Source organism: Roseburia inulinivorans DSM 16841 (assembly GCF_000174195.1).
Lineage (GTDB): Bacteria > Bacillota > Clostridia > Lachnospirales > Lachnospiraceae > Roseburia > Roseburia inulinivorans.
On the sequence record NZ_ACFY01000142.1, the window covers coordinates 1 to 23,169 of the forward strand.

At 36.8% G+C, this 23,169-nt stretch carries 30 protein-coding genes; 4 read left to right on the plus strand and 26 right to left on the minus strand.

Annotation, left to right across the window (positions count from 1 at the left end; genetic code table 11):
• Nucleotides 1-9: 9 nt before the first annotated feature.
• The 18 genes from ROSEINA2194_RS14520 to ROSEINA2194_RS21290 form a co-directional block, all read right to left on the minus strand.
• Complete coding sequence (locus ROSEINA2194_RS14520) at nt 10-972, minus strand: sensor histidine kinase (protein ID WP_007889037.1); 963 nt, start codon at nt 970-972, stop codon at nt 10-12.
• Nucleotides 942-1,295 (minus strand): hypothetical protein, encoded by a 354-nt coding sequence (locus ROSEINA2194_RS21525; RefSeq protein ID WP_007889039.1) that lies wholly within the window; start codon nt 1,293-1,295, stop codon nt 942-944. Before ROSEINA2194_RS21525 ends, ROSEINA2194_RS14520 begins: the two co-directional genes overlap by 31 nt.
• A 287-nt stretch (nt 1,296-1,582) precedes the next feature.
• Entirely contained in the window at nt 1,583-1,720 is a 138-nt protein-coding gene (locus ROSEINA2194_RS21285) for a hypothetical protein (protein ID WP_007889044.1), read from the minus strand.
• Nucleotides 1,705-2,448: a hypothetical protein gene (locus tag ROSEINA2194_RS22220; protein WP_227970731.1), complete on the minus strand. Its 744-nt coding sequence runs from the start codon at nt 2,446-2,448 to the stop codon at nt 1,705-1,707. The genes ROSEINA2194_RS21285 and ROSEINA2194_RS22220 overlap by 16 nt, the downstream gene beginning before the upstream one ends.
• A gap of 343 nt (nt 2,449-2,791) precedes the next feature.
• Nucleotides 2,792-3,397, minus strand: a complete 606-nt coding sequence (locus ROSEINA2194_RS14535) for a hypothetical protein (RefSeq protein WP_007889050.1) — start codon at nt 3,395-3,397, stop codon at nt 2,792-2,794.
• Nucleotides 3,397-4,074, minus strand: a complete 678-nt coding sequence (locus ROSEINA2194_RS14540) for a hypothetical protein (protein ID WP_007889053.1) — start codon at nt 4,072-4,074, stop codon at nt 3,397-3,399. The genes ROSEINA2194_RS14535 and ROSEINA2194_RS14540 overlap by 1 nt, the downstream gene beginning before the upstream one ends.
• A 25-nt stretch (nt 4,075-4,099) precedes the next feature.
• Nucleotides 4,100-4,762, minus strand: coding sequence for a hypothetical protein (locus tag ROSEINA2194_RS14545; RefSeq protein WP_007889055.1), 663 nt, complete (start codon nt 4,760-4,762; stop codon nt 4,100-4,102).
• Nucleotides 4,763-4,778: 16 nt separating this feature from the next.
• Nucleotides 4,779-5,510, minus strand: a complete 732-nt coding sequence (locus ROSEINA2194_RS14550; protein WP_007889059.1) for a hypothetical protein — start codon at nt 5,508-5,510, stop codon at nt 4,779-4,781.
• A 326-nt stretch (nt 5,511-5,836) separates the two neighbouring features.
• Entirely contained in the window at nt 5,837-6,202 is a 366-nt protein-coding gene (locus tag ROSEINA2194_RS14555; protein WP_007889064.1) for a DUF6033 family protein, read from the minus strand.
• Between the two features lie 106 nt (nt 6,203-6,308).
• The gene (locus ROSEINA2194_RS14560; RefSeq protein WP_227970733.1) at nt 6,309-7,268 is read right to left on the minus strand and encodes a hypothetical protein; all 960 of its coding nucleotides are present in this window, start codon (nt 7,266-7,268) and stop codon (nt 6,309-6,311) included.
• 151 nt (nt 7,269-7,419) lie between these two features.
• Nucleotides 7,420-7,701: an SMI1/KNR4 family protein gene (locus ROSEINA2194_RS14565; RefSeq protein WP_147335114.1), complete on the minus strand. Its 282-nt coding sequence runs from the start codon at nt 7,699-7,701 to the stop codon at nt 7,420-7,422.
• A gap of 20 nt (nt 7,702-7,721) precedes the next feature.
• Nucleotides 7,722-8,027 carry a DNA alkylation repair protein gene (locus tag ROSEINA2194_RS14570; RefSeq protein ID WP_330370533.1) on the minus strand — a complete coding sequence of 102 codons (306 nt, stop codon included), beginning with the start codon at nt 8,025-8,027 and terminating at the stop codon, nt 7,722-7,724.
• On the minus strand, nt 8,008-8,343 hold the full coding sequence (locus ROSEINA2194_RS21530) for a hypothetical protein (protein ID WP_007889069.1): 336 nt from the start codon (nt 8,341-8,343) through the stop codon (nt 8,008-8,010). Before ROSEINA2194_RS21530 ends, ROSEINA2194_RS14570 begins: the two co-directional genes overlap by 20 nt.
• Nucleotides 8,344-8,490 carry a hypothetical protein gene (locus ROSEINA2194_RS22225; protein WP_007889071.1) on the minus strand — a complete coding sequence of 49 codons (147 nt, stop codon included), beginning with the start codon at nt 8,488-8,490 and terminating at the stop codon, nt 8,344-8,346.
• Nucleotides 8,474-9,175, minus strand: coding sequence for a hypothetical protein (locus ROSEINA2194_RS14580; RefSeq protein WP_007889074.1), 702 nt, complete (start codon nt 9,173-9,175; stop codon nt 8,474-8,476). Before ROSEINA2194_RS14580 ends, ROSEINA2194_RS22225 begins: the two co-directional genes overlap by 17 nt.
• 31 nt (nt 9,176-9,206) lie before the next feature.
• On the minus strand, nt 9,207-10,610 hold the full coding sequence (locus ROSEINA2194_RS14585) for a sensor histidine kinase (protein ID WP_007889076.1): 1,404 nt from the start codon (nt 10,608-10,610) through the stop codon (nt 9,207-9,209).
• Nucleotides 10,611-11,246 (minus strand): LytR/AlgR family response regulator transcription factor, encoded by a 636-nt coding sequence (locus ROSEINA2194_RS14590; protein WP_227970734.1) that lies wholly within the window; start codon nt 11,244-11,246, stop codon nt 10,611-10,613.
• Between the two features lie 251 nt (nt 11,247-11,497).
• Nucleotides 11,498-11,674, minus strand: a complete 177-nt coding sequence (locus ROSEINA2194_RS21290; protein WP_156337704.1) for a hypothetical protein — start codon at nt 11,672-11,674, stop codon at nt 11,498-11,500.
• Between the two features lie 246 nt (nt 11,675-11,920).
• Here ROSEINA2194_RS21290 and ROSEINA2194_RS14600 point away from each other — a divergent pair, with 246 nt between their 5' ends.
• The 4 genes from ROSEINA2194_RS14600 to ROSEINA2194_RS14615 all read left to right on the plus strand — a co-directional run bounded on the left by ROSEINA2194_RS14600 (nt 11,921) and on the right by ROSEINA2194_RS14615 (nt 16,944).
• Nucleotides 11,921-12,670, plus strand: a complete 750-nt coding sequence (locus ROSEINA2194_RS14600; protein ID WP_007889080.1) for an ABC transporter ATP-binding protein — start codon at nt 11,921-11,923, stop codon at nt 12,668-12,670.
• A 13-nt stretch (nt 12,671-12,683) separates the two neighbouring features.
• On the plus strand, nt 12,684-14,516 hold the full coding sequence (locus tag ROSEINA2194_RS14605; RefSeq protein WP_330370531.1) for an ABC transporter permease: 1,833 nt from the start codon (nt 12,684-12,686) through the stop codon (nt 14,514-14,516).
• A gap of 279 nt (nt 14,517-14,795) precedes the next feature.
• Entirely contained in the window at nt 14,796-16,361 is a 1,566-nt protein-coding gene (locus tag ROSEINA2194_RS14610) for a sensor histidine kinase (protein ID WP_044928301.1), read from the plus strand.
• Nucleotides 16,362-16,395: 34 nt separating this feature from the next.
• Complete coding sequence (locus ROSEINA2194_RS14615) at nt 16,396-16,944, plus strand: response regulator transcription factor (protein ID WP_330370532.1); 549 nt, start codon at nt 16,396-16,398, stop codon at nt 16,942-16,944.
• A gap of 182 nt (nt 16,945-17,126) precedes the next feature.
• On the opposite strand, the gene ROSEINA2194_RS14620 is transcribed toward ROSEINA2194_RS14615, so the two are convergent.
• From ROSEINA2194_RS14620 to ROSEINA2194_RS23640, 8 genes are all read right to left on the minus strand, one after another.
• Nucleotides 17,127-17,987 (minus strand): alpha/beta fold hydrolase, encoded by an 861-nt coding sequence (locus tag ROSEINA2194_RS14620; RefSeq protein ID WP_007889086.1) that lies wholly within the window; start codon nt 17,985-17,987, stop codon nt 17,127-17,129.
• A 181-nt stretch (nt 17,988-18,168) separates the two neighbouring features.
• Complete coding sequence (locus ROSEINA2194_RS20585; protein WP_007889087.1) at nt 18,169-19,392, minus strand: CPBP family intramembrane glutamic endopeptidase; 1,224 nt, start codon at nt 19,390-19,392, stop codon at nt 18,169-18,171.
• A gap of 116 nt (nt 19,393-19,508) precedes the next feature.
• Nucleotides 19,509-19,934 (minus strand): LytTR family DNA-binding domain-containing protein, encoded by a 426-nt coding sequence (locus tag ROSEINA2194_RS20590; RefSeq protein WP_181974255.1) that lies wholly within the window; start codon nt 19,932-19,934, stop codon nt 19,509-19,511.
• A gap of 292 nt (nt 19,935-20,226) precedes the next feature.
• Nucleotides 20,227-21,165, minus strand: a complete 939-nt coding sequence (locus ROSEINA2194_RS14635; protein ID WP_007889092.1) for a nucleotidyl transferase AbiEii/AbiGii toxin family protein — start codon at nt 21,163-21,165, stop codon at nt 20,227-20,229.
• A gap of 3 nt (nt 21,166-21,168) precedes the next feature.
• Nucleotides 21,169-21,918: a type IV toxin-antitoxin system AbiEi family antitoxin domain-containing protein gene (locus tag ROSEINA2194_RS14640; RefSeq protein WP_007889094.1), complete on the minus strand. Its 750-nt coding sequence runs from the start codon at nt 21,916-21,918 to the stop codon at nt 21,169-21,171.
• 240 nt (nt 21,919-22,158) lie between these two features.
• Nucleotides 22,159-22,341 carry a DUF6440 family protein gene (locus tag ROSEINA2194_RS14645; RefSeq protein WP_007889097.1) on the minus strand — a complete coding sequence of 61 codons (183 nt, stop codon included), beginning with the start codon at nt 22,339-22,341 and terminating at the stop codon, nt 22,159-22,161.
• 2 nt (nt 22,342-22,343) lie between these two features.
• A complete protein-coding gene (locus ROSEINA2194_RS14650) occupies nt 22,344-22,826 on the minus strand; it encodes a YaiI/YqxD family protein (RefSeq protein WP_044928320.1) in 483 nt (160 codons plus the stop codon).
• Complete coding sequence (locus tag ROSEINA2194_RS23640) at nt 22,826-22,918, minus strand: hypothetical protein (RefSeq protein ID WP_334294275.1); 93 nt, start codon at nt 22,916-22,918, stop codon at nt 22,826-22,828. The genes ROSEINA2194_RS14650 and ROSEINA2194_RS23640 overlap by 1 nt, the downstream gene beginning before the upstream one ends.
• Nucleotides 22,919-23,169: the final 251 nt, after the last annotated feature.

Consider the following 23,169-nt stretch of genomic DNA (forward strand, 5'->3'; position numbering starts at 1 on the left):
ACTTTGCATTTATTCCCTCACTTCAATTCCATAGAGCATTGCTGAAACCTCAAATATATCCCCTTTATCTGTAAAACTGACCGTTCCATTGTATTTTTCTATCACTTTGCGGACACTCTGAACACCATGCCCATGTCTGATATTATCTTTCTTGGTTGTTTTCAGGCTTTTATTTTTCTTTCCTGTTTTGCTGTTTGTTATTACAAGAAGCAAAATCCCCGACTGGTACTTATTTTCAATCTTTACAAAACGCTGTCCCTCCGGCACCTTGCTACAGGCTTCTACCGCATTATCCACAAGATTTCCATACAATACACCTATATCCCCGTGATCAAGCTGCATCTGCTTTGGAATACGAATAGATGTTTCTACTTTTATTCCCCTCGCCTTTGCCCTGCCAAATTTAATGCGGAGCACAGAATCTACGATTGGATTATCAGAATACTGCTTTTCATCTATCTGCTCAAATTCCTTGCACATCGCACCGATTTTCTCTGAAAGTTCCTGCCCATCACTATTTTCCACCAGATAATACAGTTCATGCAATTTATGTTTCATATCGTGCTTTAACTTCTGCACTTCCTTATTCTGTTTTTCTGCTTCTTCATAATAGATGTCTTTATAGTGCATTTCTTCCCTGTACATTGCATCCTCATACTGTTTTTGCACAAGATAATTAAAGCGTTCCATCATATACAGCATAAAATAATCTGTCAGGACAATGGAAATTACAATACTGGCACACATAAGCAGGCTTTTTTCACTGCCAGCTTCCAATGACAAAAGAATAACAAAGCAACAGTTCAACACCGTAAAGGCAAATACCATAACAAGCACACCCAAAATTTCTTTCGGAAAATCAGCAATCTGCATCCCTTTCTTTGAAATCAATTTTGACAGAATATACATCACATTTCCACGAACAAAGCTGCATATTACCATTACAAAATAATATTTATAACTTTCTCCCATGCTTCATACTCTGGATCATTCTTCATTGCTTCAAAACCCGCCTCTGAAATTGTAACAGATATTGACTCGCCTGCTCTTGTGGGGTGCATTGGAATTTGAGATATTTTATTGTAAATGTACTGCTTGTATTCCACCATCGTCATATCTTTAGCAGACACAGAACCTATTTTTGAATTGCCCACTATACTTCCACTAGCTTCGCTCTTTTCTCTTACACTATCCGCAAACCTTGTATCTTCCTTCTCCTGATCTTTAGCCGCATTTTTCTGCTGGTACTGATTGTAAGCCCGTGTCATATAGTTCACATTAATTGTATTACTCATAGTAACCTCCTCCAAATATATTTATATAATTTAACCCGTTGTGCTAGTTGATTGTTGATATAGAAAAACTTCAACAAAATATGCTATGCATGGCATTTAACAGTATATTCCGGGCATCCTGTGACATTGGAAAAATCAAGCAGCTAATTTTCTGAAATTTTTAACTTTTAAAAATAGGAAGGGATTTTTCGGGCTTTTTTAGTATATTTCACCAACTATGCAGTTTAAATAAAACAAGTAGCACAACGAGTTAATTTACCTAAACATGGTAATTACATATCTGCCAATTACTTTTTGACTGTTTTTTCTTCGTATAATTTTGCAATATCTTCTTTGTGTTGAAATATATCTTTCAGACGCAAGCTTTCCATATACTCATCGTCAGCCTTTTCTTGATATTGGCGTTTTTTTAATCTCTCTCCCAAAGTTCATTTAATTCATCTTTTTTACACTTTTTCGAATAAAAACTGTCTTTATCTTTGGAATGTGCATCAAACGCTCTTCCTGCCTCTTTTGTATGATCCTGCATATAGGAATAACCTTTATATCCATTTTCATCAATGTTTATTAAAGTTCCACCACACATCATATTTGAGCCATGGGCATCCTCTCTGATGATGTTCATCATTTTGTTTTTAAACTCTTTGTCCACCATCATTTTTTCAAATGCACTATTCGTTATTTGTACCGAAATATTCGATCCCCACGACATAGAATCTATTTCTTTCCAAATCTCTTTTTTAAAATTTTCCAATTTTTCTGACTCTGATAACCCCTGTGTTTGATTAACATCTGTTGCACCTGATGTAGTTCTTTTTGTAAAATCTTTTGTTTGAACAGAAAAATTACCTCCTAATATAGAATCAACACCCATGCAATTACCTCCTTGATATAATTCTATATTGTTTATTTCAATGATAGCTCCTCTAGCGTTCAGAGTAGCCCTTGTTCCCTTTGCGTTTTCTCCATACTCCTTTTTCAGTCGTGCCAGTTCATCATTATAGATAGATGTAAATACACGTGCCCTTGCAAATTCTTCCTCTGTGCTTATGGCTTTCCAGTTCCTTGATTCAGGATTGTAAGACAGCGTTTTATTTCCATTGTTGTCCCAAAACATACAAGCCGCATTCATCTTTCCTCCTGTCTTTCTCATGCTTGATTCATAGATGGTTTTTCTGTCCGGGGAAACTGTCTCACCATGCTGCATACATAATTTTCGATATGCCGCATCATCCCGCTTCCCGGTGGCAAATTCCTTCTGTGCAAGTTCCTTTATAGCTTTCTCGAATTCTTCCTCCGACATTGCAGGCTTATCACGTTTCGTCATAATATTATCCCAATTCGGTTTTGTGAATTGAATATCAACCGGCTTGAAACGCAGTGCGAAATTTCCATAATCACATTGTTACACCATTTACAATAAATTTGCGTATATTCTCTCCATCGACTAAGCGGAGAAACACTGTTCACAATAATTTCCATTACTCTATTTTTCACTATGCTTTGACATCAAAACTGCTTTTCAAATTTTCTTCATTTACGGATTCCCCTCCTACTATCGGAAGTCCTCTTTTTGCATTTCCCCATGCTTCATTATAAATCATGCACATTTCTGTTTGCCTCGCTGCCTCTGCATTCGTGGTATACATTGTCCATCCATTGTTGGAATAAGTTGCTACCATCTCCCCATTCTTATCATAAAATTCTATGTACTCACTATTGCCCGATGGCAGTTTCTGATACTTTACTTTCCCCTCAAGCAGAGTTGCGACAAAATCTATCGGCTTTAACACATTATGTCTATTTCTTGAAACAGCTTTTAATCCAGAAGTAATGATTCCCTTTCTATCCGGGGATACTTCTGATGTATAATTTTTCATCAATTTGTTAAAGCCATCTGATTTATTTTGAAATGTACCCTTTTCAAAATCTTTATAAGCCTGCGCTACAATCTGTTTTCTGTATTCTTCATCACTAATACCGCTTTTCTTTTTGGAAAACACATACTTATCGTTAAAATCGGGCAGATGGACACCGCCTATACTTCCTGTTCCTGAAAAAATCCTTTGTTGTAATGAACCATTGGACGAATTAACCTGCATTATTCCACCCTCTCCTGTAAATTTCCTAATTTATTCAGCATCTCATACATCCGGCTACTACCTAACATATAATTTTGCAAAACAAGAAACTTACCTGTCTGTTTGCTTTCTTGATATAACTTGATGTAGGCATCCTTCGCCTGATAAAAGCTGTCCTCCAATTCTTCAATCTCTTTTGTTGGCACTTCAGGAATATTCCCCTGAAAGACCTGTCCCCGGGCTGCTATTCTGGCACAGGATTTCTGCCATGCCACTTCCTGCTCATATTGCATATCCAGCCACTCAATTTCTTCTTTCGTCCATGGTGTACCACCTGCTGACTTATAATACTGCTCATTTCCATTTTTATAACGTTCCTCAATTTCAGAATAAAGCCTTGCATAACTCAATCCGCAGGCATTTACAACATCAGTATAGTCATACTGCCCTTTTTCTTCCCTAATTTCTTTTAATATTCCGGCTCTCATATCGCTGAACGATGTAACCGAATGCACAACTGTATGCTTAATTTTATCCATTAAATTTTCCCTGTTTTTCGATAATTGAGAAACCTCTAAAGTATCCTTATGAAACACTTTCTGGTCTTCATTTTGGCTTTCCTGTTTTCCCAAATATTCCCTATCAAACTTGAAAAAATCCGGCAGATGAATAGGATTACTTAAAAATGTAATTGACATATCTCTTTCTCCTTACTTAAAATCACTATCCAAGCGAAAAAGCACTATCCGTAACCGCTTCCGTCATAGCATTTGCTTCATAAGCATTAGACGCTTTTGACAACAGCCTTTCATTGTTCCACGACCGTAATAATCGGCTTCTTTCCTGTTCCTGCTTTGCAATCTTTTCATTCAACATTTCCTGCTGCTGTTTTTTAACCTGCGCCCGTTTTTCTAGATATTCTTCCAAAAGCTCTTTTTGTCTATCTTTCTTGTTGCTTGTCTTTTTATAAAAACTGTTTTGTGAACGAGCAAAAAATTCCGATTGATTATTAACACCAGACCATGAATCGCCCCTATAATCTTTAGCAGTAGCTCCTACAGTGAGCACCATAGAAGCTTCCAACGGTGCAAAGGACGAAGTTAAGTCACGTTTAAGTGCTGATAATATCTTTTCCCTGTACTCCGGATCATCTTTCATATTCTTAAATGCTTCCTCTGATATGTTGATAGCCACATTGGTTATAGTTCTATTTCTGGGTATCTTATCAATTTCAGCATAAAATTCCTTTTTGAAAATCGCCATTTCTTCCGCTTCTGATAATTCCTTTGTATTGCCCGTTTCTTCCGTGCTGTTTACGCTCTTTGTACTTTTCGTTGTTGCAACATTGTTCTGATAATAACTCTGTCCTACTCCACTAATAGCCATTTTTAATCCTCCTTTATCAGCACTTTTTCATAATATCCGATAGTATGCTTGTTGCTGTTCCTTGTTTGTAATTTATACTTTTAAAGGCTACCAAAAACTTCTCTTTAGCCTGCTCCATTATTGATACTGCGGTTTTCTGATATTTTGTATCAAACATTTGAGCCTTATCTTGTGTTTTTACTTCATTTTGAGGGCTATTTCTACGGAAATACCATGAACTGTCTGCGTTTTCAAATGCTTTATTGGTTTGTTGACAGGTAATATATCCTTCTAAATTTGCCAGACGCATTTTAAAGGCTTCGTCCAATCCGGCTAAATCTTCGTCAAGTGTCAATGACCTTTTCCCCGTAAGTTCGTAGGAAACTTCACGATCTCCATTTTCATGTTCTTTTACGATTTCATTATAACGGGTTTCATATGTATCCATTATAGATTTCATCACATCTTCAACATTATAATTCCCGTCTTTTAATGTTAGGCTGCTAATATCCCGCATTGCGGTATAGTGTTCCCAAGCAACCTCATTTGTATTTTGTATTGTCAGTTCCCTGACATTGGTATAATCCGAATCGGGTTCAAATTTGCTTGCCATTTCCCGCAGCATATTTCTTCCTGCATCAGAAATAGAAAGATTTGCCGACTGCTTCACCATCTTTGAGATTGCTTCCCTAACAGTTGCTTTTCCCCGTATATAATTTGTAGTCGTTCCCAAATAATCATAATTATGTCCGACTCCATTAATAGCCATTTCCTAATTCTCCATTGTCATCAATTTTTTATATTGCCGCCCCTGCCCCCTTGCAATAAGTCCGGGCAGTCCGCAAAAGCAAAGGTTTATGCGCCTTGCGGAATATGAACAATTTCTCCTTATGCCTTTATATCAAAACTTGCCCCTGTCGGCGCAGATGTACCAGAAACCGCAGCTAAGAGGTTCTGCGTAACACTTTTTACATCAGTGCCAGTAGCTGATATTGTAAACGTTTCATCTTCTGTCAGCTTCTCCAACTGCGCCTTTTTCTCTGCCCGTCTCTTAGCTGCCTTTTCTTCTGAGATTTTTCTTTCCTCACGCTTTTTCTATAATCTTTCTTTTTCTTTCTTTTCCGCATTCAATGTAGTTGAATTTTGTTTTGAACCACTGGTTCTTGTCATACCTCCGCAAGTAACAGAAGCATTCCCATCGGCATCTATTACAGTTGTAACACCATGTATCACTGCATTATCAGCTTTGGCTTGTGCAAGCATTCTATTCTGTCCCGGTACTGCACCAGTTAAATTAAACTCTACTTTCTTGGCAAATTCCGGATCATTTGCCATTTTCTTTAGACATTCGCTAGAAAGATTTATTACCACTTTATTTTCATTTCCACTCATAAGACTGCTACCCGTATTAAAAGTAATCTCCGGGAACTTTTTACACAGTTTCTCATAATATTCCTGCACTTTGTCCTTGCTGTTTGTCTTTACCTCCGTTGCTACATTAGTGTTTCACACTCTTCTACTTCGAGAATTAATTGCTTTTTCATATCCTGTCATAAAACTCGCTATATTAAACAATTCCACCGTGCTTATATTGCTGTTCCCGAAGCTTATCCAACGATTTTGCTCCATCCGGGCTATACAAATCCAATAATTCCAAAAAATTACCAGACTCCTTACACCCATTCAATATCATACGCATACTATCCGCATCTTTACCGAATAACATACCCAACAGACTCATATCATACTGATTTTGACTATCACTTAATACTCCCTGCTGATGTAAATCCTCCATAAAACCATAAGAACGAACCTCGGAACCTATTCGCATCGCCACATTATATAAATCCGGATCAACAGTATGAAGATAATTTAGGTAGCGTGTCTCAATATTTCTATTGGGCGTGCCGCTCATCATCCAATTTGCTATATCTTCCAAAGATGCACCTATGGCAGCATCATCAATCAAATGCATCTGCCATCTTCCGCTTTCAGTCTTTGTAAAGGTATATTTTCCATCTTCCGAATACAATGTATTTGACCATGAGTTTTTTGGAGCCGCCTGGTCTCTGACAAGCACTTCAAATGCATCCATTGCAACTCTGTCTGGGATACACTTTTTCTCATCTGTTGGTAATTCCATTTTCCCCAATGCTACTGCAGTTTGCACTAGTTCATAATCCGATATGTTTTCTCCATGATAAAAATAAGAATTTTGTTCTTTCAATTTATCAAATGATGCCGGTAGTTTTACTTCTGCCAACTGTTCTTTGGAAACCTCAGTCCAATCTTCTTTTTTCTTACTACCTGCGGTCTGCATCTGCACTCTCGGACCGTTTGTAATCTTTGTACCATATTTTGCATTTACCATATGTTCTGTTATTGTCACATGTGCAAACTGAAATAAACTCCTTTGGTTTCTTGTATTTCCGTAACCTTCAACTTTCACAGCATATGGAAATGATGACTTCGTATTCAAAACAGAGTAAGTACCTGTATAAAATGTATTTGCCGCTTGTATTCTCATAATATAACCTCCAATCCAAACAGAAACAGCGTCTATTTTCACATTCAATCCCTTGAAAACAGACGCCATCCTTAGCTCATAATATTTATCGACATTCATTCATTTTTCTTTACAGAATGGAACGAAACCTGAAATTTGGGCGTGCCTCTTACTATATCTGTAACCCTATAAGTTTTCGATACTCCTTTGCATTTTCACAATCTGATACAATTCCTGATTGCGCATCCAAGCAAAACGGTAACATCTGCCAATCCTCATTGCCACATGCTCCTACCAATAACAATTGTTCTAAATAAGTATTAAAATCTTTACCCAGTATATATCCATGTCCTTCACCATCGTCATGGCTAAGATATACCACAGACGGATTTATTTCACTCTCTTTCATATCAAATGCTATTGCATCACCATTAGGGACATTCATAAAACCCAATTTTGTGTTTCCCATTTGACTTATAAATATTTGCTTGCTTCTCTGATACTCAATTTATCCATCTTGTCTTTATGAGTTTCAACAAAATTTCTTACCCAATCCTGATTTGTCTTAGAATAATCTCTCAGACTCCAACCGATGGCTTTGTTGATAAAGAACTCTGAACTGCCAAAGTTATTCACTAATATTTTTTCAAGCAATTCCGTATTTGTTCGCTCTTTCCTACAAAGCTGGTGGTCAATAGCAATTCGGCGCACCCAAAAATCTTCATCTGTTGACCACTCCAACATTAGGTCATTTATTCGTTCATCTGTAAAAGCTATAATCTATGCCGAGATACCCCATCACATCGGATACACCTTCTGTCCATCTGGCATACTCCTCCTGAGAATATGCTACTGTGTGCATATTCCCACAAGCATTCCGCAACAGCGTAGACAGCGAACCCGCCATCTTCTGCGCTTTCATATATGCCTCTGTATCATAAGGATCATTACCGCCGGAAACCTCCACACCCTGTTGCTTTACCTTCAATATGTAACCGTCGTTTACAGCGATGCGCATGTCGGATGCAATATTGACGGAATTGCTCAGCCTGTTTAGAGAAGAACTATCTACCAGCTTAATCGGCGTTTTGAGCACCTATACCAAATCCTCTATGGGATTTAACAGATTCTGCATCGAACCATTGAATACCTCCCTGTCCTTTATTGCTGTATTTTTCACATTTGATGTGAATTGTCTGGTATTCGGATTGATATAATAAGATTGATTATTTGAAATTTCCATTGTTTTCTCCTTTGGTTATGTTCTTCACAAGCTCTGCTTCCATCATAATATTTGCATCATAAGCATTGGAAGCCTTTGCCATCTGCCTCTCACTGTTCCATGACTGAGTCTGTCTACTTCTTTCCAGTTCCATCTTTGCAATTTTTTTATTTAACATTTCCAGCTGCTGTTTCTTAGCCTGCGCCCGCTTTTCCAAATATTCTTCCAGCAGTTCCTTCTGCCTTGCCTTTTTCTGCCGTCCGGCATCAGTTCCCTTTGCGGAGGAACTCCCGGAATAACCGTCATTCTCCTTCATGCCCTGCGTATAGCCGTAACATTTCTCATATGTGTCATCTATATGCATATATGATATTTGTGGAATATAGTTTCCAAAATTAACTGCCTTATTCTTCGCTAAAGCGTCTAATATTTTCTTCTCATATTCCGGATCAGTCTGCATTCTTTTATAAGCGGCATCCGTAATATCTATAATATCATTTCTATTCCGCTGCGATGGATGTGTATATAATGAATTCATCTTTTCATTAAAATACTCCTTGTATTCCTCCAAGGTCATATCTTCCGAGGAAACCTGACTTTTGTCTGTGACCTTTTCCGCAGATCCCGCTTGTTTTTCCTCCTTCCTCAAACCCATGTAACTCTTTGCTGTTTCATAATAACTGCCATAAACTGAACCTACATCCATTACTACATTCTCCTTCCTTTTTCATATTTTTTTATTTTATTTCCTTCTGCTGCAGCATTACTGTGACTTTAAACACATCGTTTTTTATTTTGATATCCATATCTCCAAGATAATGGTCTGCCACATCCTTTACATTTTTTAACCCTATTCCATGCTCCATCAAAATATCCGGCAGATCGCTCTGTTTCGTTGTCATCGGGACGATACCTCCATCTTCCCATATCACTTTCCCATCAAAGCTGTTTTCCACTTCAATCAGTAGGAAATGATTCTTTTTCTTTAAAGTCAGATTGATATATCGCTGTTCCTGCTCCAGTTTCTCGCAGGCTTCTATGGCATTGTCTAAAAGGTTATTCAGAATGATACCTATATCAAATGCAGAAATTGTGTCTGTTTCCCCCAAGTTAAATTTTACTTGAAACGAAATACCTGCATTTTCCGCTTTCTGGTATTTATCATTGATAATCACATCTGTGACCGCATTTCCTGTATTGAATTTATAGTCCATAGTCTGTATGGTTTCATCCAGCTTTTCGATATAACTCTCTACTTCATCATATTTCTCACTTGCCACCAGCCCTTTTATATTCGTCATATGGTTTTTCATCTCATGCCTTACTCTGCGAATGCTCCCGTAGAAGTTCTCTGCTTCTTCCAGTCTCTGCTTCATGGCTTTGACCTGTTGTTCTTCCACAAAATGTTTCTGCCGTTCTTTTTGAAGCTCCCTGTAATTCTGGTAGATGTATATTGCCGAAATTTCCCCCACATAGATAAGAACCGCAATTATCGGTAATTTCCACAACATTTCCTGCTTGTCATCATACAACAGAAAAACTCCACCCTCGATTTGCACTACGGAAAGGTCTACGCTTATTCCTACAATCATACTCCCTACAATATTCAGTACTGAAAGGAATATCGTTTCCTGCCATCTCAGCATAAACGGTTTCTTTACGATTTTTATCACGACACCTGTCATAATCAGTAATACCAACGTGTACGATAAAAGCAGGATGCCCATACCTATCGCCATACCCAGATAAACCCGAAATATATATTCCTCACTCAGAACATCCAACCCTCTAAATATGCTCTCCACTGTACATTGATAAATACTGTCTGCAATCAAATAACTTAACGCATGAAAATTGTAAAACAGCAGCAGTATGAATACCGCCTTTTCCAAATGTTTTTGGTATTTGCAAAAACAATATCCCAACACAATGACAGCGGACATTGTATATCGTATTACCCCCGGCTTTTCCAGCCATAGCCCCATGCAGATATTCATCACTGCCAATATTCCTGCAACAATCCATATCCCTTTCTCCCACCGAAAAAATACATTCCACAATACCAGAAAAAGAACGATTTGCAGAATAATAGGATAGATTTCAAAAAGCTTGCGAATGATTTCATATGTAACCTGACTCAATTATCTTTCCTCCAAAATGTATTCCAAATAACGCTTTACAAAGTCCTGATATTTATACTTGGATATCAGCAGACTGTCCCCGTTTCTCATTTTCACCTCTGTCCGGTCATATCGTTCCACATATTTTATGTTAACCAGATACCCTTTGTGTATACGGAAAAAATCCGGCTTAAGCTCGCTTTCCAGTGAGCTGATCTTGTCATAATATTCAATTTTTTCATGCCGCAAATACAAGGTCACTTTTCGATTACTGCTTTCAATATAGTAAATATCATCTGCTGAAACACTTCTTGTTCTATTTCCATTCCGAACTAATACTTCTTTTGGTTTTTCCTTTTTCTTTGCCATCAAATATTGATACTCCCGTATGGTCTGTGCAAAAACCTGCTCAAAATTGCTTTCCATCTGGCTCCTGAGCTGCTTTGCCACAGTCATTCCATCCTCATCTCCCATAGAGATATCCAGAAAAAGTATGTCTATTTCTTCTGCATTTGTCTCATCCTGAAACTCCAATAATTCCTTGCCCGATGAAAACTCTGTTATCTTACAAAAAGTTTCCTGCTTCTGTATCAGCTTGCGTATGTAAATGCGTATATTTTCCTCATCATCGCAAATTGCTATGTTCAACTGTTCCACCTCATTTTCATGGCTCATTATCAAATATGGATAACATCATCTATTGTTCATTTATATTATCGGCAGATTTCTTTCTTTAAATTCGGAAATGTTGTGACTGGACTTCTGAATGTTGCGACTGGACTCTAATCTTCCCGACAATTATCATCTGAATTGATTTTCTCCATCCGTAACCTTGCCTGTTCCCTTTGTTCGTCACTTAACCTTCTCGGCTTACGATAACCACATAACAGGAAAAAGCAGATAGATTGCTACCTGCTCTTTCCATAAAACTTTATAAACTTGCTTCCTGACGCTTGGTCTTTGGTTTCTCCGGCATCTTCTGATCGGATATTTTCTGCTTCATCTTTGGAAAATCCTAATGCAAACATATTATCGAAGTAAGAAAAACAAAGTACCTTTGCAGTGTCCTCTCGCTTCTTTGCCATTTCTCGAACAGATGGGATTTTTTCGCCTGCTGAAAGTTGTCCACTATAAATCGCACACCTTATTTTTTTATAAGTTGCAAATAAATATGTTCCACATCGTGAAACACCCATTCATCATAAATCATAGATTTTATCTCCTTTATCACACCAACAGACAATACGATTAAAAAAATTGCCTGATTTACTCATTCGCTTTTTAAGCAGAAAAAGTACAATGAAACTATCAAACGAAAAGGAGATTAAAATATGGCAACATTATTAGAAGCAAATGAAGTAACAAAAATCTATGCTAAAGGGCAACGTCCAAGCCTAAATAAAGTATCTTTCAATGTAGCAGAAAGTGAATTTATCGCTATTATGGGTGCTTCTGGCTCTGGAAAGACTACATTGCTTAATGTTCTTTCCACTATTGATACCCCTACAAGTGGCAGCATTGTAATCAATGGTGTTAATTTAAAACAACTGAGCGACACAGGTTCTGCGGATTTCCGCAGGGATAATCTTGGATTTATATTTCAGGAATACTTTTTACTTGACAGCCTTACCATCCGAGAAAACATCTCTGTCCCACTCACTTTACAAAAGCTTCCGCATAAAAAAATCGAAAAAATGGTGCGGAGTTTAGCAGAACGCTTTGGCATTGCCTCTCAGTTAGACAAATATCCAAACGAGCTGTCTGGCGGGCAAAGACAACGAGCATCGGCGGCAAGAGCCATTGTAAAACAGCCAAGTATTTTATTTGCTGATGAACCGACAGGAGCATTGGACTCAAACTCTGCTACCGAGTTATTAAAAACTTTGAAAGAAGCAAATGATGAATTGCATACCACGATACTAATGGTCACACATGATGCATACGCTGCAAGTTTTGCTAACCGTATTCTGATTTTCAAAGACGGAAGCATTATACGCGAACTTCTTAAACAGGATGCCGATAGACGAACATTCTATGAAACCATTGCACAAGAAGTAGCCAAATTAGATACGGAAAGATAAGGGGGCAAAATTTATGAATAATTTATCAATGGCACTTAAAAATCTTAAAAAAAATTTTTCATTTTACGCCCTTTACCTGCTTTCTGTATCATTTGTAATTACTGTCTTTTTTGCATTTACTTCATTCTCAATGAATACAGTTATGCTTGAAAAGATATCTGGTAACGGGCGGGTTGAAATGATGTGTAACGTAATTTCTGTATTCCTAATGGCTTTTGTTGTTTTTTATATGTCATATTCCAACCGTTTCTTTTTACGTCGTCGAACAAAAGAACTTGGTGTTTACGCATTATTAGGATATAGAAAAACCACAGTGTTGTCATTGCTGACAACAGAGAATTTACTGGTTTGTTTTGGAGCGTTTATAGTAGGAATACTTCTCGGTATTTTTTTTCATAAAAGCATTGTTTTTGGCATAACCAAGTTACTGGATTTATCTATCAATAATTCAAAAATACCCTTTTTCAATGTCAATGCCATTGCAAAAACAGCTTGCTTTATTTTTGCTATCGTGATTGTATTGATGCTGTCTAACAGCAGGTTTCTTTTCAAGACATCGCTTATGGGATTAGTTAGATTTGAAAAAAGTGCTGAACGAAAAATGAAATTTCATGCTGTTCCTTCCATCGTTGGCTTTTGCTGCATTATTTTGGGGTATGTTCTTGCATTGGATATCCTCAGAGGAGATAAATCTGTTTGGTTTTCGATTGGTTATACCCCCATTGCCATGCTGACACTTGTACTCGTAGTTGTGGGAACAATACTTTTTATTTCATCCTTTCTTCCTTTTGTAGTACACATAAGCAAAAACAACAAACGGAAGTTTTATACAGAAACAAAAATAATTACTTCCCCAAATTTCATATACCGTATGCGTTCAAACTCTAAGACTTTAATCATGCTTACACTGTTATCCGCAGCAACGCTTACCGTCTCCAGCGTTATGGCTTTATCTTTATACTATCCAATAGCTGCTGTGTCACGTATGGCACCGTCAGAAATTGAATGTAGAATTGAAAATGAAAGCGAAATAGATGCAATCAAACAAATTGTAAATGAGCATTCGTCCAAAAATGATGTTTCATTCCTGCAAACGAATATTTATAAAGTTACATCTACTTCCGAACAAGTTCCTTTGGAATATAGTGCAGGAAGCTCTAAAGGTGATTCAGATAACGAAAAAATTCTGCGAAATGCAGGGTTTGAATGTATCTCTTATTCAAACTATATGGCTCTCTTAGAAGCACAAGGGAAAAAAGGGGCTTTGGAACAAATTGGCGGGCTACACGATAGTGAGTGTATTTTAGTAAAATACCAGCCAGCTTCAGACAATGCTGAAACAGGTAATGTTTATCCTTTGCTTATAGGTAATGAAGAAATTTCTGTAACAGTCATCGCAACTACTTTAGATAATCCCATTTCATTTGCAAATAGCATTGGTACTTTGATTGTAAGTGACGACTTATATGATGCAATAGCAGAAGAAATTAGCCCCGAAACGGAAGTCCTAAGTATAAATGGGCAGTCAATCAAAGATAATGAAGCTCTGTTTCTTGATTTATCTGAATATTTAAATGATAGTCCTTATTTACAGGGAAACTCGCATAGGATACATGAGATATTTTCCCTAAGCAGTTCAACCTTCTTACTGCTTGGATTTCTTGTAATCTTGTTTTTTATCGCAACTGGAAGCATATTATATTTTAATAATCTTTCTGCCATAAGCGATTCGAAGGCTGATTATGAAATCTTAAGAAAAATCGGATACACAGACAGAACGGTGAAAAAAATAATAAAGAAGCAGACGATATCTTTTTTAGTATTCCGTTTTTATTCGGGTTGGTAGACTGTGTCTTTGCAACATTAGTATACAGGACAGCCCTTATGCAGAACATTCTGAAAGAAAGCCTTATTCTGTATATTCCTACGTTTATCGCTATTCTGCTTACATTTATAATTTATATGATATATTACTGTATGACTGTCCATACTTGCTGTAAAACAGTTCTAAAGAAATAAAAAGCTATATGAAATCATCGAGTTTTATAGCTCGGCGATTTCGTACACTTTATTTGTTCACAGAGAGATAATATAATTTAATGAGAAAATAGGAAGGAGGCAAAACATGAAGCAAACAATTTTAAAGCTACTGCTTTTTATAAATTCTATTTTACTCATTGCATATATGGGGCTGACCTCTCATGCAGATTTTCATTTAAACACCAGAGGTGTCATTCCCTTATTTTTATCGTCTTTGCTGCTAATAGATGTTACTTATGTAAGTTCCTGCAACATTAGGGAAAATAAAACTATTTCCCTATTTTGTGGTTTATTAGCATTAGAAAGTTGGTATATACTCTTAGCTGCTTCGGGCAACTCCATCACAAACACTATTTTTTTCGCTTTAAGCCCGGTAATATGGTGTGTTTCCATTAAATTCATACTAATGTTTTTGTTCCAAAACAGCGGATACAAATATCAGAAATTAATTAATCTCTGCCTGACGGGAACTTGTATTTTTGCTCTTATTGGCGTATTGGTGTCAAGTAAAATATTTTTCCTTCTCTATTTCATACAATTTATGGCAAGCTGGCTGTGTTTTATTTTTACAGTGATATATCATAGAAAAAGAGTTGCTTTTGTTTTTAAGTCAGAATGGAGGCATATCATTTTCTCCCTTATAGCAGTTATAGTTTTATTCCTTACTTATTATTTTTCAACAATGAGAGTTCCTGAACATCTTTCAAATTTTGGTGTATATATTCCTATACTATTGTTTTGGGTAAGCATCCACGGTATCATACTGAAAGAACAAAACAGCCTTCCATTATCTGCCGTATTCAGTAATCGCCAATTAACATTACTTATATTTTCTGGAGTAATTATTTTTAGCTTGATAGCAATAATCTTAAATGGTGGATATTCTTTGCTTTTTATTATGCTGGATGCCCTGTTTGCGTTTTTATATGTTTGCAATATTGCTTTGGATTTCAATTTCAAGAAAGGACATAATAAGATAATCAAGGAAAGCAAATACCATGTCGCACTACAACAATTACAACGGGAAGAACAATTAAATCTTGAATTTGCAAACTTTCTCCACGATGATATTCTTCAAGACCTGCTTTCTGTAAAAAATATGATGAAAAAAGCAGACCGCCCTGAAGTACAGAAAATTATCACGGAAACTCTCGATAATATGAATACTTATATTCGTGAGCAAATGCAGGATTACCATCCTACATTGCTTCCAAAACTGACTATAAAGGAAAACTACCAAAACTTGCTTGATGGTATTTCGCAATCTTTTCCGAATCGTAATCTCTGTGTCTCCTTTGATTGTTCAGACTCCTTATTTCTGGTTGAGCCATACAATATCTTTGTGTACCGCCTGCTGAAGGAACTTGTCACGAATGTTTACAAACATTCGACAGGGGAAAAAGCATGGATAACCCTTACGCAGGATAATGGGATTATAATACTGAGTGTGAGTGACAATGGAACTGTTGATGCAGATGTTCTCTCATCTGCTGACAGGTTAAAACATCGAGGACTTGCAATGATTACGGAACGAGTGAATGACATGGATGGCTCTGTAACTATATCTAATAACCATCCACATGGGATTTGCGTACAAACGATATTGCCGATGAAAGGAGATGTTTCTTATCAACATTTTGTTAGTAGATGACCATGCTTTATTTTCTAAAAGTTTGGAGATTGCATTGTCAGATTATTCAGAAATTGAAACCTTTGATAGTATCAATGATGTTTCTCAATTAGACAATTATATTGTATCTAAGAAACCAGACATCATCCTTATGGATATAAACTTGAAGAATATATCTTCCGAGGATGGTCTGGAATTAGCAAAACAAATACTAAGTTGTTATCCAGAACAAAGGGTTGTAATTCTGTCTGGTTATGATTTGCCCGTATATCGAAGTGAAGGAAGAAAAATAGGAGCAAAAGGATTTGTTAATAAAAATATTGAACCTGAAAAGCTCATATCTATTCTTTCTAAAATAATGCAGGGGATACTTTATTTTGACAGGGAAATTCCATTCATAGAAGGATTGACCGATAGTGAAAAACAAATTATACAGCTTATAGCAGAGGGACAAAAGCGAAAAGACATAGCAAGCACACTTTATATTAGTGAACGTACCTTATCAAATCATTTGCAGCATATATTTGAAAAACTTGATGTTACATCAGCGGTTGAAGCCGTGACAAAAGCGATTCAACTCGGATACATCCCGCCAATATGTTAATTAAGAGCCGATGATCTTGTGAAACAGTTTACAAGTGCATCGGCTCTTCGTCTTCTTTGATGATTGTCACACACAAACCATATATATTATTCTAACTTTTCCTCCTTTCTGACCACAGAGTAGTATATAAAATAGATGTTTTACACCCACGGAACGTAGAAAATGGTGAATATGTGCGGATTCTACGCTTCGTAGAGTATTGTCTTTTTACTTTTTGCTAAATTTTTTCCATCTACCTCGCCGATAAATTTTTCTATCAGTCTGTTGACTTCATCCGGCTGATCCGTATTGGAATTATGACCAGCATTCTTTATCCATTTAATCGGTAAACCTTCTCTCTGATGCCATTTTTTATTGTAGCTTTTGGCTGAGCCCGCTTTATCCTTTTCGCCACAGATAAGAAGTGCCGGACAACTGATACGATATGGCAGATCCGCTTTGACTGCCTCAGCAAGCATTCTGTACCCGAAGCCGGCAAGCCGTGCATATTCTTTCGGATCTGGATCATAGGACATCATCATCTTACGCATAAGATTCTGACCATATTCCGTCTCTGCGCACCCTCCTGAACCAGCCCTAAGAAGCGCTTTCCATGGATATATCTTATATAATGGCTCTGCTCTTTCAAGAAGCCATATTTCCATTGCAGTCATATATGACTTTTGAAGCGGTGCAGAATCAATGGAGATAAAGCCTTTTATCTTATCCGGATATAATTCCATATACATTTGAGCCAGATATCCACCCATAGACTGACCGATAATGATGGGATTATAAATTCCTTCTTTTGCTAAGATTTTATAAAGCCATTGTGCCATGTCAGACAGACTGTAATTATTCGTAAATGGTCTGGATAATGCATGTGATGGTGCATCCCATACAAACACATTCTGTTTTTTCTCAAAATATTCTATCTGCTTTTCAAAAAGCCTGTGATCTGCTGTAAGTCCCGGCAAAAAAACTAATGTGATTTTTTGTTTATCTATTATATTTACAAAATAATGGATACAGCCACAGGAGGTCTTATAACTATTTTCTATCATTTTCCGTTTCCTTTCCATAAACCATTTCCCAATGATTTATCATTTCCAGATATTCCAGCAATGCATAAAATTTTTCATTCATAAGCTGCCTCCATTGACCAATTAACGGAAGACCTCATTTGATCATCACGTCAATGACTATAACGTACCATAGTTATACGGTCAAAACAGACGAGCATGATTACACTCTATTTTCACACAATCCATTAATTTCATCAATATCAGCCTTAACTCTACTAATATCCAAATAGCAGCACAGGATTAAAACAACACCACACATTCCAGCCAAAACATAGACAGGAAGCTGATTAACCCAGTTAAATACATACCCAAATATCAGAACAGCTGCTAATACCAGAAGATAATGAAGCAGTATACCAAGATAAATATTTGCAATATCAATCTTATACATCATGTGTTTGATCACTTCACAAACAACACTTAGTAAAAGAGTCTCAAAGATGGTTGATATGCAGATCATTGTTCCATCATACCATAATGCAACAACAGACAGCACTATCAGCACAATAGCAGTTGTGACAAATGCATTATTCAGAAATTGTTTTATTAATAATCCCTTTCTTCCCATGATTTTTCCTTTCCAAAAAATAAAAAGTACTATAAGAAATGAAATGGTCTGTGCCACAGTAATCCTTAAAAACATCATTTCATCTGCGCCAGTAGAGCTCTCTATATGAAGCAGATTCACAATAGTATTATTCACAAAATGATCGGCCATACCCATATACAAATTGCCTTCCATGTATGTAATCATTGCAAGCTTAAGCCCAACCAAAGTTGATGAAACTATAAGCATGATAGCGTTGGCTATCATCCCCTGAAAGCTGCTCTGTCCGTCAATATAGTTCCTTACAGGTCCAACAATATGCCAAAATCCAAAAAGTAAAGAACATATACCGGTAACCTTCCAGAATCTCCTGCTATTTAGCACTCGAGGAAACAAACCTCTAAAAAGTCCCTCTTCCATTAGTACATTAATGAAATTGCCAATGATACAAATTAGAATAAAAAGCACACTTGTCTGCTTAGCAATGTTAGTATCTACGGCATATGCACTTACATAGAATCTTATACCTGCGTATGTTCTGTTTTGCATAAGTATTAATATTTCCACAAAATAGCCAATAGCAAACATGGAAAGCCCAAGTGCCAATCCCTTTACTGCACTTCTAATATAGTCATTTTTTACAAATCCAATATCTGAAAGTGTTTCTCCACTTCTTCTTACAACAAGACAAATGACAATAATTCCAAACAGCTTATGTATAAAAGCTTCTCCTAAAATAGTCTGGTCAGTTCTTAATACAAAATACTCGAATATCCTCGCAACAACACACACAAGATAAATTGTTAATACCTGTCTAATTACCCGCTTATCTTTCATGATCCAATTTTCCTTTCCTGCTAAAAATTAAAAGTTCTGGCTTTAATATACACAAAAAAGGATACTATGTGATGGATTCCTGCCGGAAATACAAATATTATGTACCAAGTTACAAATTATCGGGCAAATGCTTCTTTTATACCTGCTATATAGCTTCTTGTAACAACAATATGCTCATCATTGCCAAGCACTGCTTCTATGTGGCTATTCTTAGATATCATCATACTTCTAAGCTTATACTTATTTATAATACAATTCTTTCTTACTCTGATAAAACCAGCTGCCTCTAAGAGTTTCTCTAATGAGAGTAGATTCTCACTACTTTCATAAACCCGACTGGCTGTATACAGATATGTACGCCTGTCAATTGTCTCAATATAATATATATCTGTTGGATATAATTTGTAGATCTCATCCTCATATTTAGCCGGAATGGTAATAGAAAGAGATCTTACAAACTTCTCAACCTGCTCTACTTCTTTCGTTTGTTTATGAAAAAACATGTGAACCTCAGGTTCTTCATATTTCTCATTCTTATTCATAAATAATTTCATATGTATACCCACAATATTATCAAATTATTGCACTCTGCTTTGTTCCACTTTCATTAACAAAAAGCATAAAACTATGAAAGAAACGCTCTTTCACATACGTGATACAATTTGTATCATTCCCGCAAATGCTTGTTTTATCGGTGTTTTTTGATTTCACTTAATGAAATATAAGTTCCTACTAATATTACCAATACCGATATAACTGCAAGAATACTGGAAATGAAATCTCTGATAACATCGTAATTCCCTGTTCTGTACCAGGACTTCAACATTCCTTCTATCATTTGCATTTCCACAACGCCATCGGATGATTCCTTATTCTCTCTACAATCTCAGTATCCTCAAAAAGCAACTCCGGTTTATATTCCTTGGCTATAAACCTTTCCATATAATCCATTTCTGCTTCTGTCGGCTTCATAAGCGATTCTATATACTCCTTCGCCTGTTGTTTCTTCCCTTCCAAATCGAACTTATCCTTCGCAGCCAGAACCGGGAATAAATCAGATTTTATCTTTGAAAAGACAAGACTGTCTATGGCAGATGTATCAAAATCTTTGTTCACATCTTTTGTAGAGATAGTCGCATAGAAAATGATACATTTTCTGAATATATCCCCTTCACCTGAAAACAGCTCCATGTCAGCCATATTGCAGAAGTCATACAGATCCCTTGCAGCAGCTCTGCTTATCAGAGCGTTGGTTTTTGCCGCAAAGATTTCCATAGCCGCTACCGTTCTAACCTTTATCGGCTCTCCGAAAGCATCTGTTATAAAGACTCTGTCTTCTGACGAAAGCACGTGTGTTCTCAGTGAATAGTTAATCTCTATTTTGATCATATCCCTGTTGCCTGCCGCATTCACGTAGTTATAGTGGAATGCATCCAAACTGTGACTGAATCTTGACGCATCGGAAAGAGAATATCCCTGCTCTGACATGTATCTCTTCAGAATCTCTGCCAATCGCTCTCTTTCATTTGCCGTCTCTTCTCTTGTCAGATTCGGGATAAAATCCAGATCTATATCAACAGACAATCTCGGAAGGTTGAAAACAGTCAGATTTATAGCTGTTCCACCCTTAAGCAGCAGATGTTCACACATATATTCATGCGTATTCAGAAATTCAAGAATTGTTCTCAAACGAAGAACCTTCTCAAATGTATCACGATTAAAGCCATATTCCCGTGCTCTTGCATCAAGCTCTCTTCTGTTATATTGCGGCATCCTCTATCCCCCGTTCTTCATTCGCTTAATATTCTTTGGGTATACCAGTTTCCACTCACTCGAATATCCAGGCTCACATATACCATTTGTCAGATATCGCTTTGAATTTCCGCTTCTATCGTTGCATATCTTTATGAAATCATCACTTATGCCAAGCTCTGTCTGATATTCACTAAAAATAAAACCAATCTTCTGATATAAAAAAGCACTGTCATATCCAGCCAGATAGTTTAACAATTTTATCTCATCAATACTATTCACGGACACTACACACGAAAGCACCTCTTCAAGACCGGCGATAAGATTGATATCCTTTATGGAATCTACTATTGTCCGCTCCTTGTCCGTAACCCTCACGCCACCGCTAAACTCTTGAGAGACTATACCTTCCTTCATCTGTTCTTTGACATAATGATAAGTGTACCCATCAAATTCAAAGTCGTGGAAACGCATCTCAGAACCAACATAAACCTCATAGAAAATCTGATCTACCGTTCCATAATACTCAAATGCAGTGTGATGGGATACATAAGAAGATGGCGTGATAGCACTGGCAACCTGAAATCTGTTCGCCACCGGTCCTCCATTTTCCCCACTCACGCACGTGTACAGTCCGTTTCGAATTTTTAATACTATATTCTCCTTAAGAAGCTTACCCAAAGCTGCTCTTGCCGTCCGTTCACTTGAATAAAAAGCATTTACTTCTTTCATAGAAAAAACTGGGTATTGTAGCAATTCATAGTATAAATTCATATTTTCACTCCAGTATGTTAATAATATGTTGTAATTTACTCTGTTTTATGTTATTCTTGTACATATTATTAACCTAATAATGTAAAACAAATTTGTCAAGTTATTTTTATGTGTTTTTTATCATTTTTAATACAATTATCATACCAAATCTAAACCTATGATGTTATTACTATCTGGCACATGCTGGTCGATGTTTCTTCAAACATCGCAATCATATCCGCTTCAGTTTTAACAAATAATTTAACTATTCACAATTGATGAAATAACAGGTTTCCCTTCTCTATCTAATAATGGTGTCAATCCTCCGGAATAACCACTTGCATGATATAAGTAATTTATTCCAGTCTCCTTATCTACCCAAATTTCTGTAACACTCATCGTGCCCTGTGAATATATTTTCTCAAATCGTTGATTCTTTGCCATTTTTATTTACCTCCGTAGTTCTCAATTTTACAAGTATGATTGTCCTTAAAACCTGCAACAAGTTTTTCAAAGGACTGTGCAAAGCGTACATCATCTTCTTCTGTACGCTTTCTCGGTCCCCTAATATGATTCTTATGAGAGCTGCGCCTTGCCTTCTTGTTAAGATGTCGCTCCATAAGCATCTGATCTATGTTCTCATTCGTGTACCACTTACCGGATTGGTGAATAGCATATGCACCTTTTCCAAGAGCCATCGCAGCAACGCCATAATCCTGCGTTACTACTACATCCCCTTTATGACAAATGCTTATCAGCTTATAATCTACTGCATCTGCTCCTGCACCTACCACAATCACCTCGCTGTAATCAGAATACAAAATATGATTCGTATCACACAGCAAGGTGGTTGGAATATTATATTTCTCTGCAATTTCTTCTACAATGCCCACTACCGGACACGCATCTGCATCTACAAATATATGCACTAACCTCTCTCCATTTCTCGTTGAATCCATGTCATAATTACATCTACAAGGTAATCCTGCTGCACCTGACTTAGTTCCTTTTCTGGATACATTTTATGCCACTTTCGGATGCACTCCCTGAAGCATGTTGTTGTTGCATTTTTTTCCAAAAGATTAATTTTTATAGTGAACACTCTGCGGTCACAAGTGACCACTTACTAGTCATTTTATTTGAAAAGTGACCACCTGTGGTCCTATGTCAAGATTTAGTACAAGTTAAAATGAGAAATTTCTCCCCATTTTAACCTGCCAGAAGCTCAGCCTCAGTGTTCGTTCTTTCATACACTTGTTCGAATTCGTTTGG

Excerpts from the sequence above, each read along its gene's own strand:
- ROSEINA2194_RS14540 (WP_007889053.1), bottom strand. The coding sequence starts at position 4,074 with ATGTCAATTACATTTTTAAGTAATCCTATTCATCTGCCGGATTTTTTC.
- ROSEINA2194_RS22225 (WP_007889071.1), bottom strand. The coding sequence starts at position 8,490 with ATGGAAATTTCAAATAATCAATCTTATTATATCAATCCGAATACCAGA.
- ROSEINA2194_RS22220 (WP_227970731.1), bottom strand. The coding sequence starts at position 2,448 with ATGAGAAAGACAGGAGGAAAGATGAATGCGGCTTGTATGTTTTGGGAC.
- ROSEINA2194_RS14620 (WP_007889086.1), bottom strand. The coding sequence starts at position 17,987 with ATGATAGAAAATAGTTATAAGACCTCCTGTGGCTGTATCCATTATTTT.
- ROSEINA2194_RS14545 (WP_007889055.1), bottom strand. The coding sequence starts at position 4,762 with ATGGCTATTAGTGGAGTAGGACAGAGTTATTATCAGAACAATGTTGCA.
- ROSEINA2194_RS14635 (WP_007889092.1), bottom strand. The coding sequence starts at position 21,165 with ATGCCGCAATATAACAGAAGAGAGCTTGATGCAAGAGCACGGGAATAT.
- ROSEINA2194_RS14605 (WP_330370531.1), top strand. The coding sequence starts at position 12,684 with ATGAATAATTTATCAATGGCACTTAAAAATCTTAAAAAAAATTTTTCA.
- ROSEINA2194_RS21290 (WP_156337704.1), bottom strand. The coding sequence starts at position 11,674 with ATGGCAAAGAAGCGAGAGGACACTGCAAAGGTACTTTGTTTTTCTTAC.
- ROSEINA2194_RS14520 (WP_007889037.1), bottom strand. The coding sequence starts at position 972 with ATGGGAGAAAGTTATAAATATTATTTTGTAATGGTAATATGCAGCTTT.
- ROSEINA2194_RS14600 (WP_007889080.1), top strand. The coding sequence starts at position 11,921 with ATGGCAACATTATTAGAAGCAAATGAAGTAACAAAAATCTATGCTAAA.
- ROSEINA2194_RS21525 (WP_007889039.1), bottom strand. The coding sequence starts at position 1,295 with ATGAGTAATACAATTAATGTGAACTATATGACACGGGCTTACAATCAG.
- ROSEINA2194_RS14535 (WP_007889050.1), bottom strand. The coding sequence starts at position 3,397 with ATGCAGGTTAATTCGTCCAATGGTTCATTACAACAAAGGATTTTTTCA.
- ROSEINA2194_RS23640 (WP_334294275.1), bottom strand. The coding sequence starts at position 22,918 with ATGTATCCAGAAAAGGAACTAAGTCAGGTGCAGCAGGATTACCTTGTA.
- ROSEINA2194_RS14550 (WP_007889059.1), bottom strand. The coding sequence starts at position 5,510 with ATGGCTATTAATGGAGTCGGACATAATTATGATTATTTGGGAACGACT.
- ROSEINA2194_RS14645 (WP_007889097.1), bottom strand. The coding sequence starts at position 22,341 with ATGGCAAAGAATCAACGATTTGAGAAAATATATTCACAGGGCACGATG.
- ROSEINA2194_RS14640 (WP_007889094.1), bottom strand. The coding sequence starts at position 21,918 with ATGAATTTATACTATGAATTGCTACAATACCCAGTTTTTTCTATGAAA.
- ROSEINA2194_RS20590 (WP_181974255.1), bottom strand. The coding sequence starts at position 19,934 with ATGAATAAGAATGAGAAATATGAAGAACCTGAGGTTCACATGTTTTTT.
- ROSEINA2194_RS14560 (WP_227970733.1), bottom strand. The coding sequence starts at position 7,268 with ATGAGAATACAAGCGGCAAATACATTTTATACAGGTACTTACTCTGTT.
- ROSEINA2194_RS14610 (WP_044928301.1), top strand. The coding sequence starts at position 14,796 with ATGAAGCAAACAATTTTAAAGCTACTGCTTTTTATAAATTCTATTTTA.
- ROSEINA2194_RS14580 (WP_007889074.1), bottom strand. The coding sequence starts at position 9,175 with ATGGATGTAGGTTCAGTTTATGGCAGTTATTATGAAACAGCAAAGAGT.
- ROSEINA2194_RS20585 (WP_007889087.1), bottom strand. The coding sequence starts at position 19,392 with ATGAAAGATAAGCGGGTAATTAGACAGGTATTAACAATTTATCTTGTG.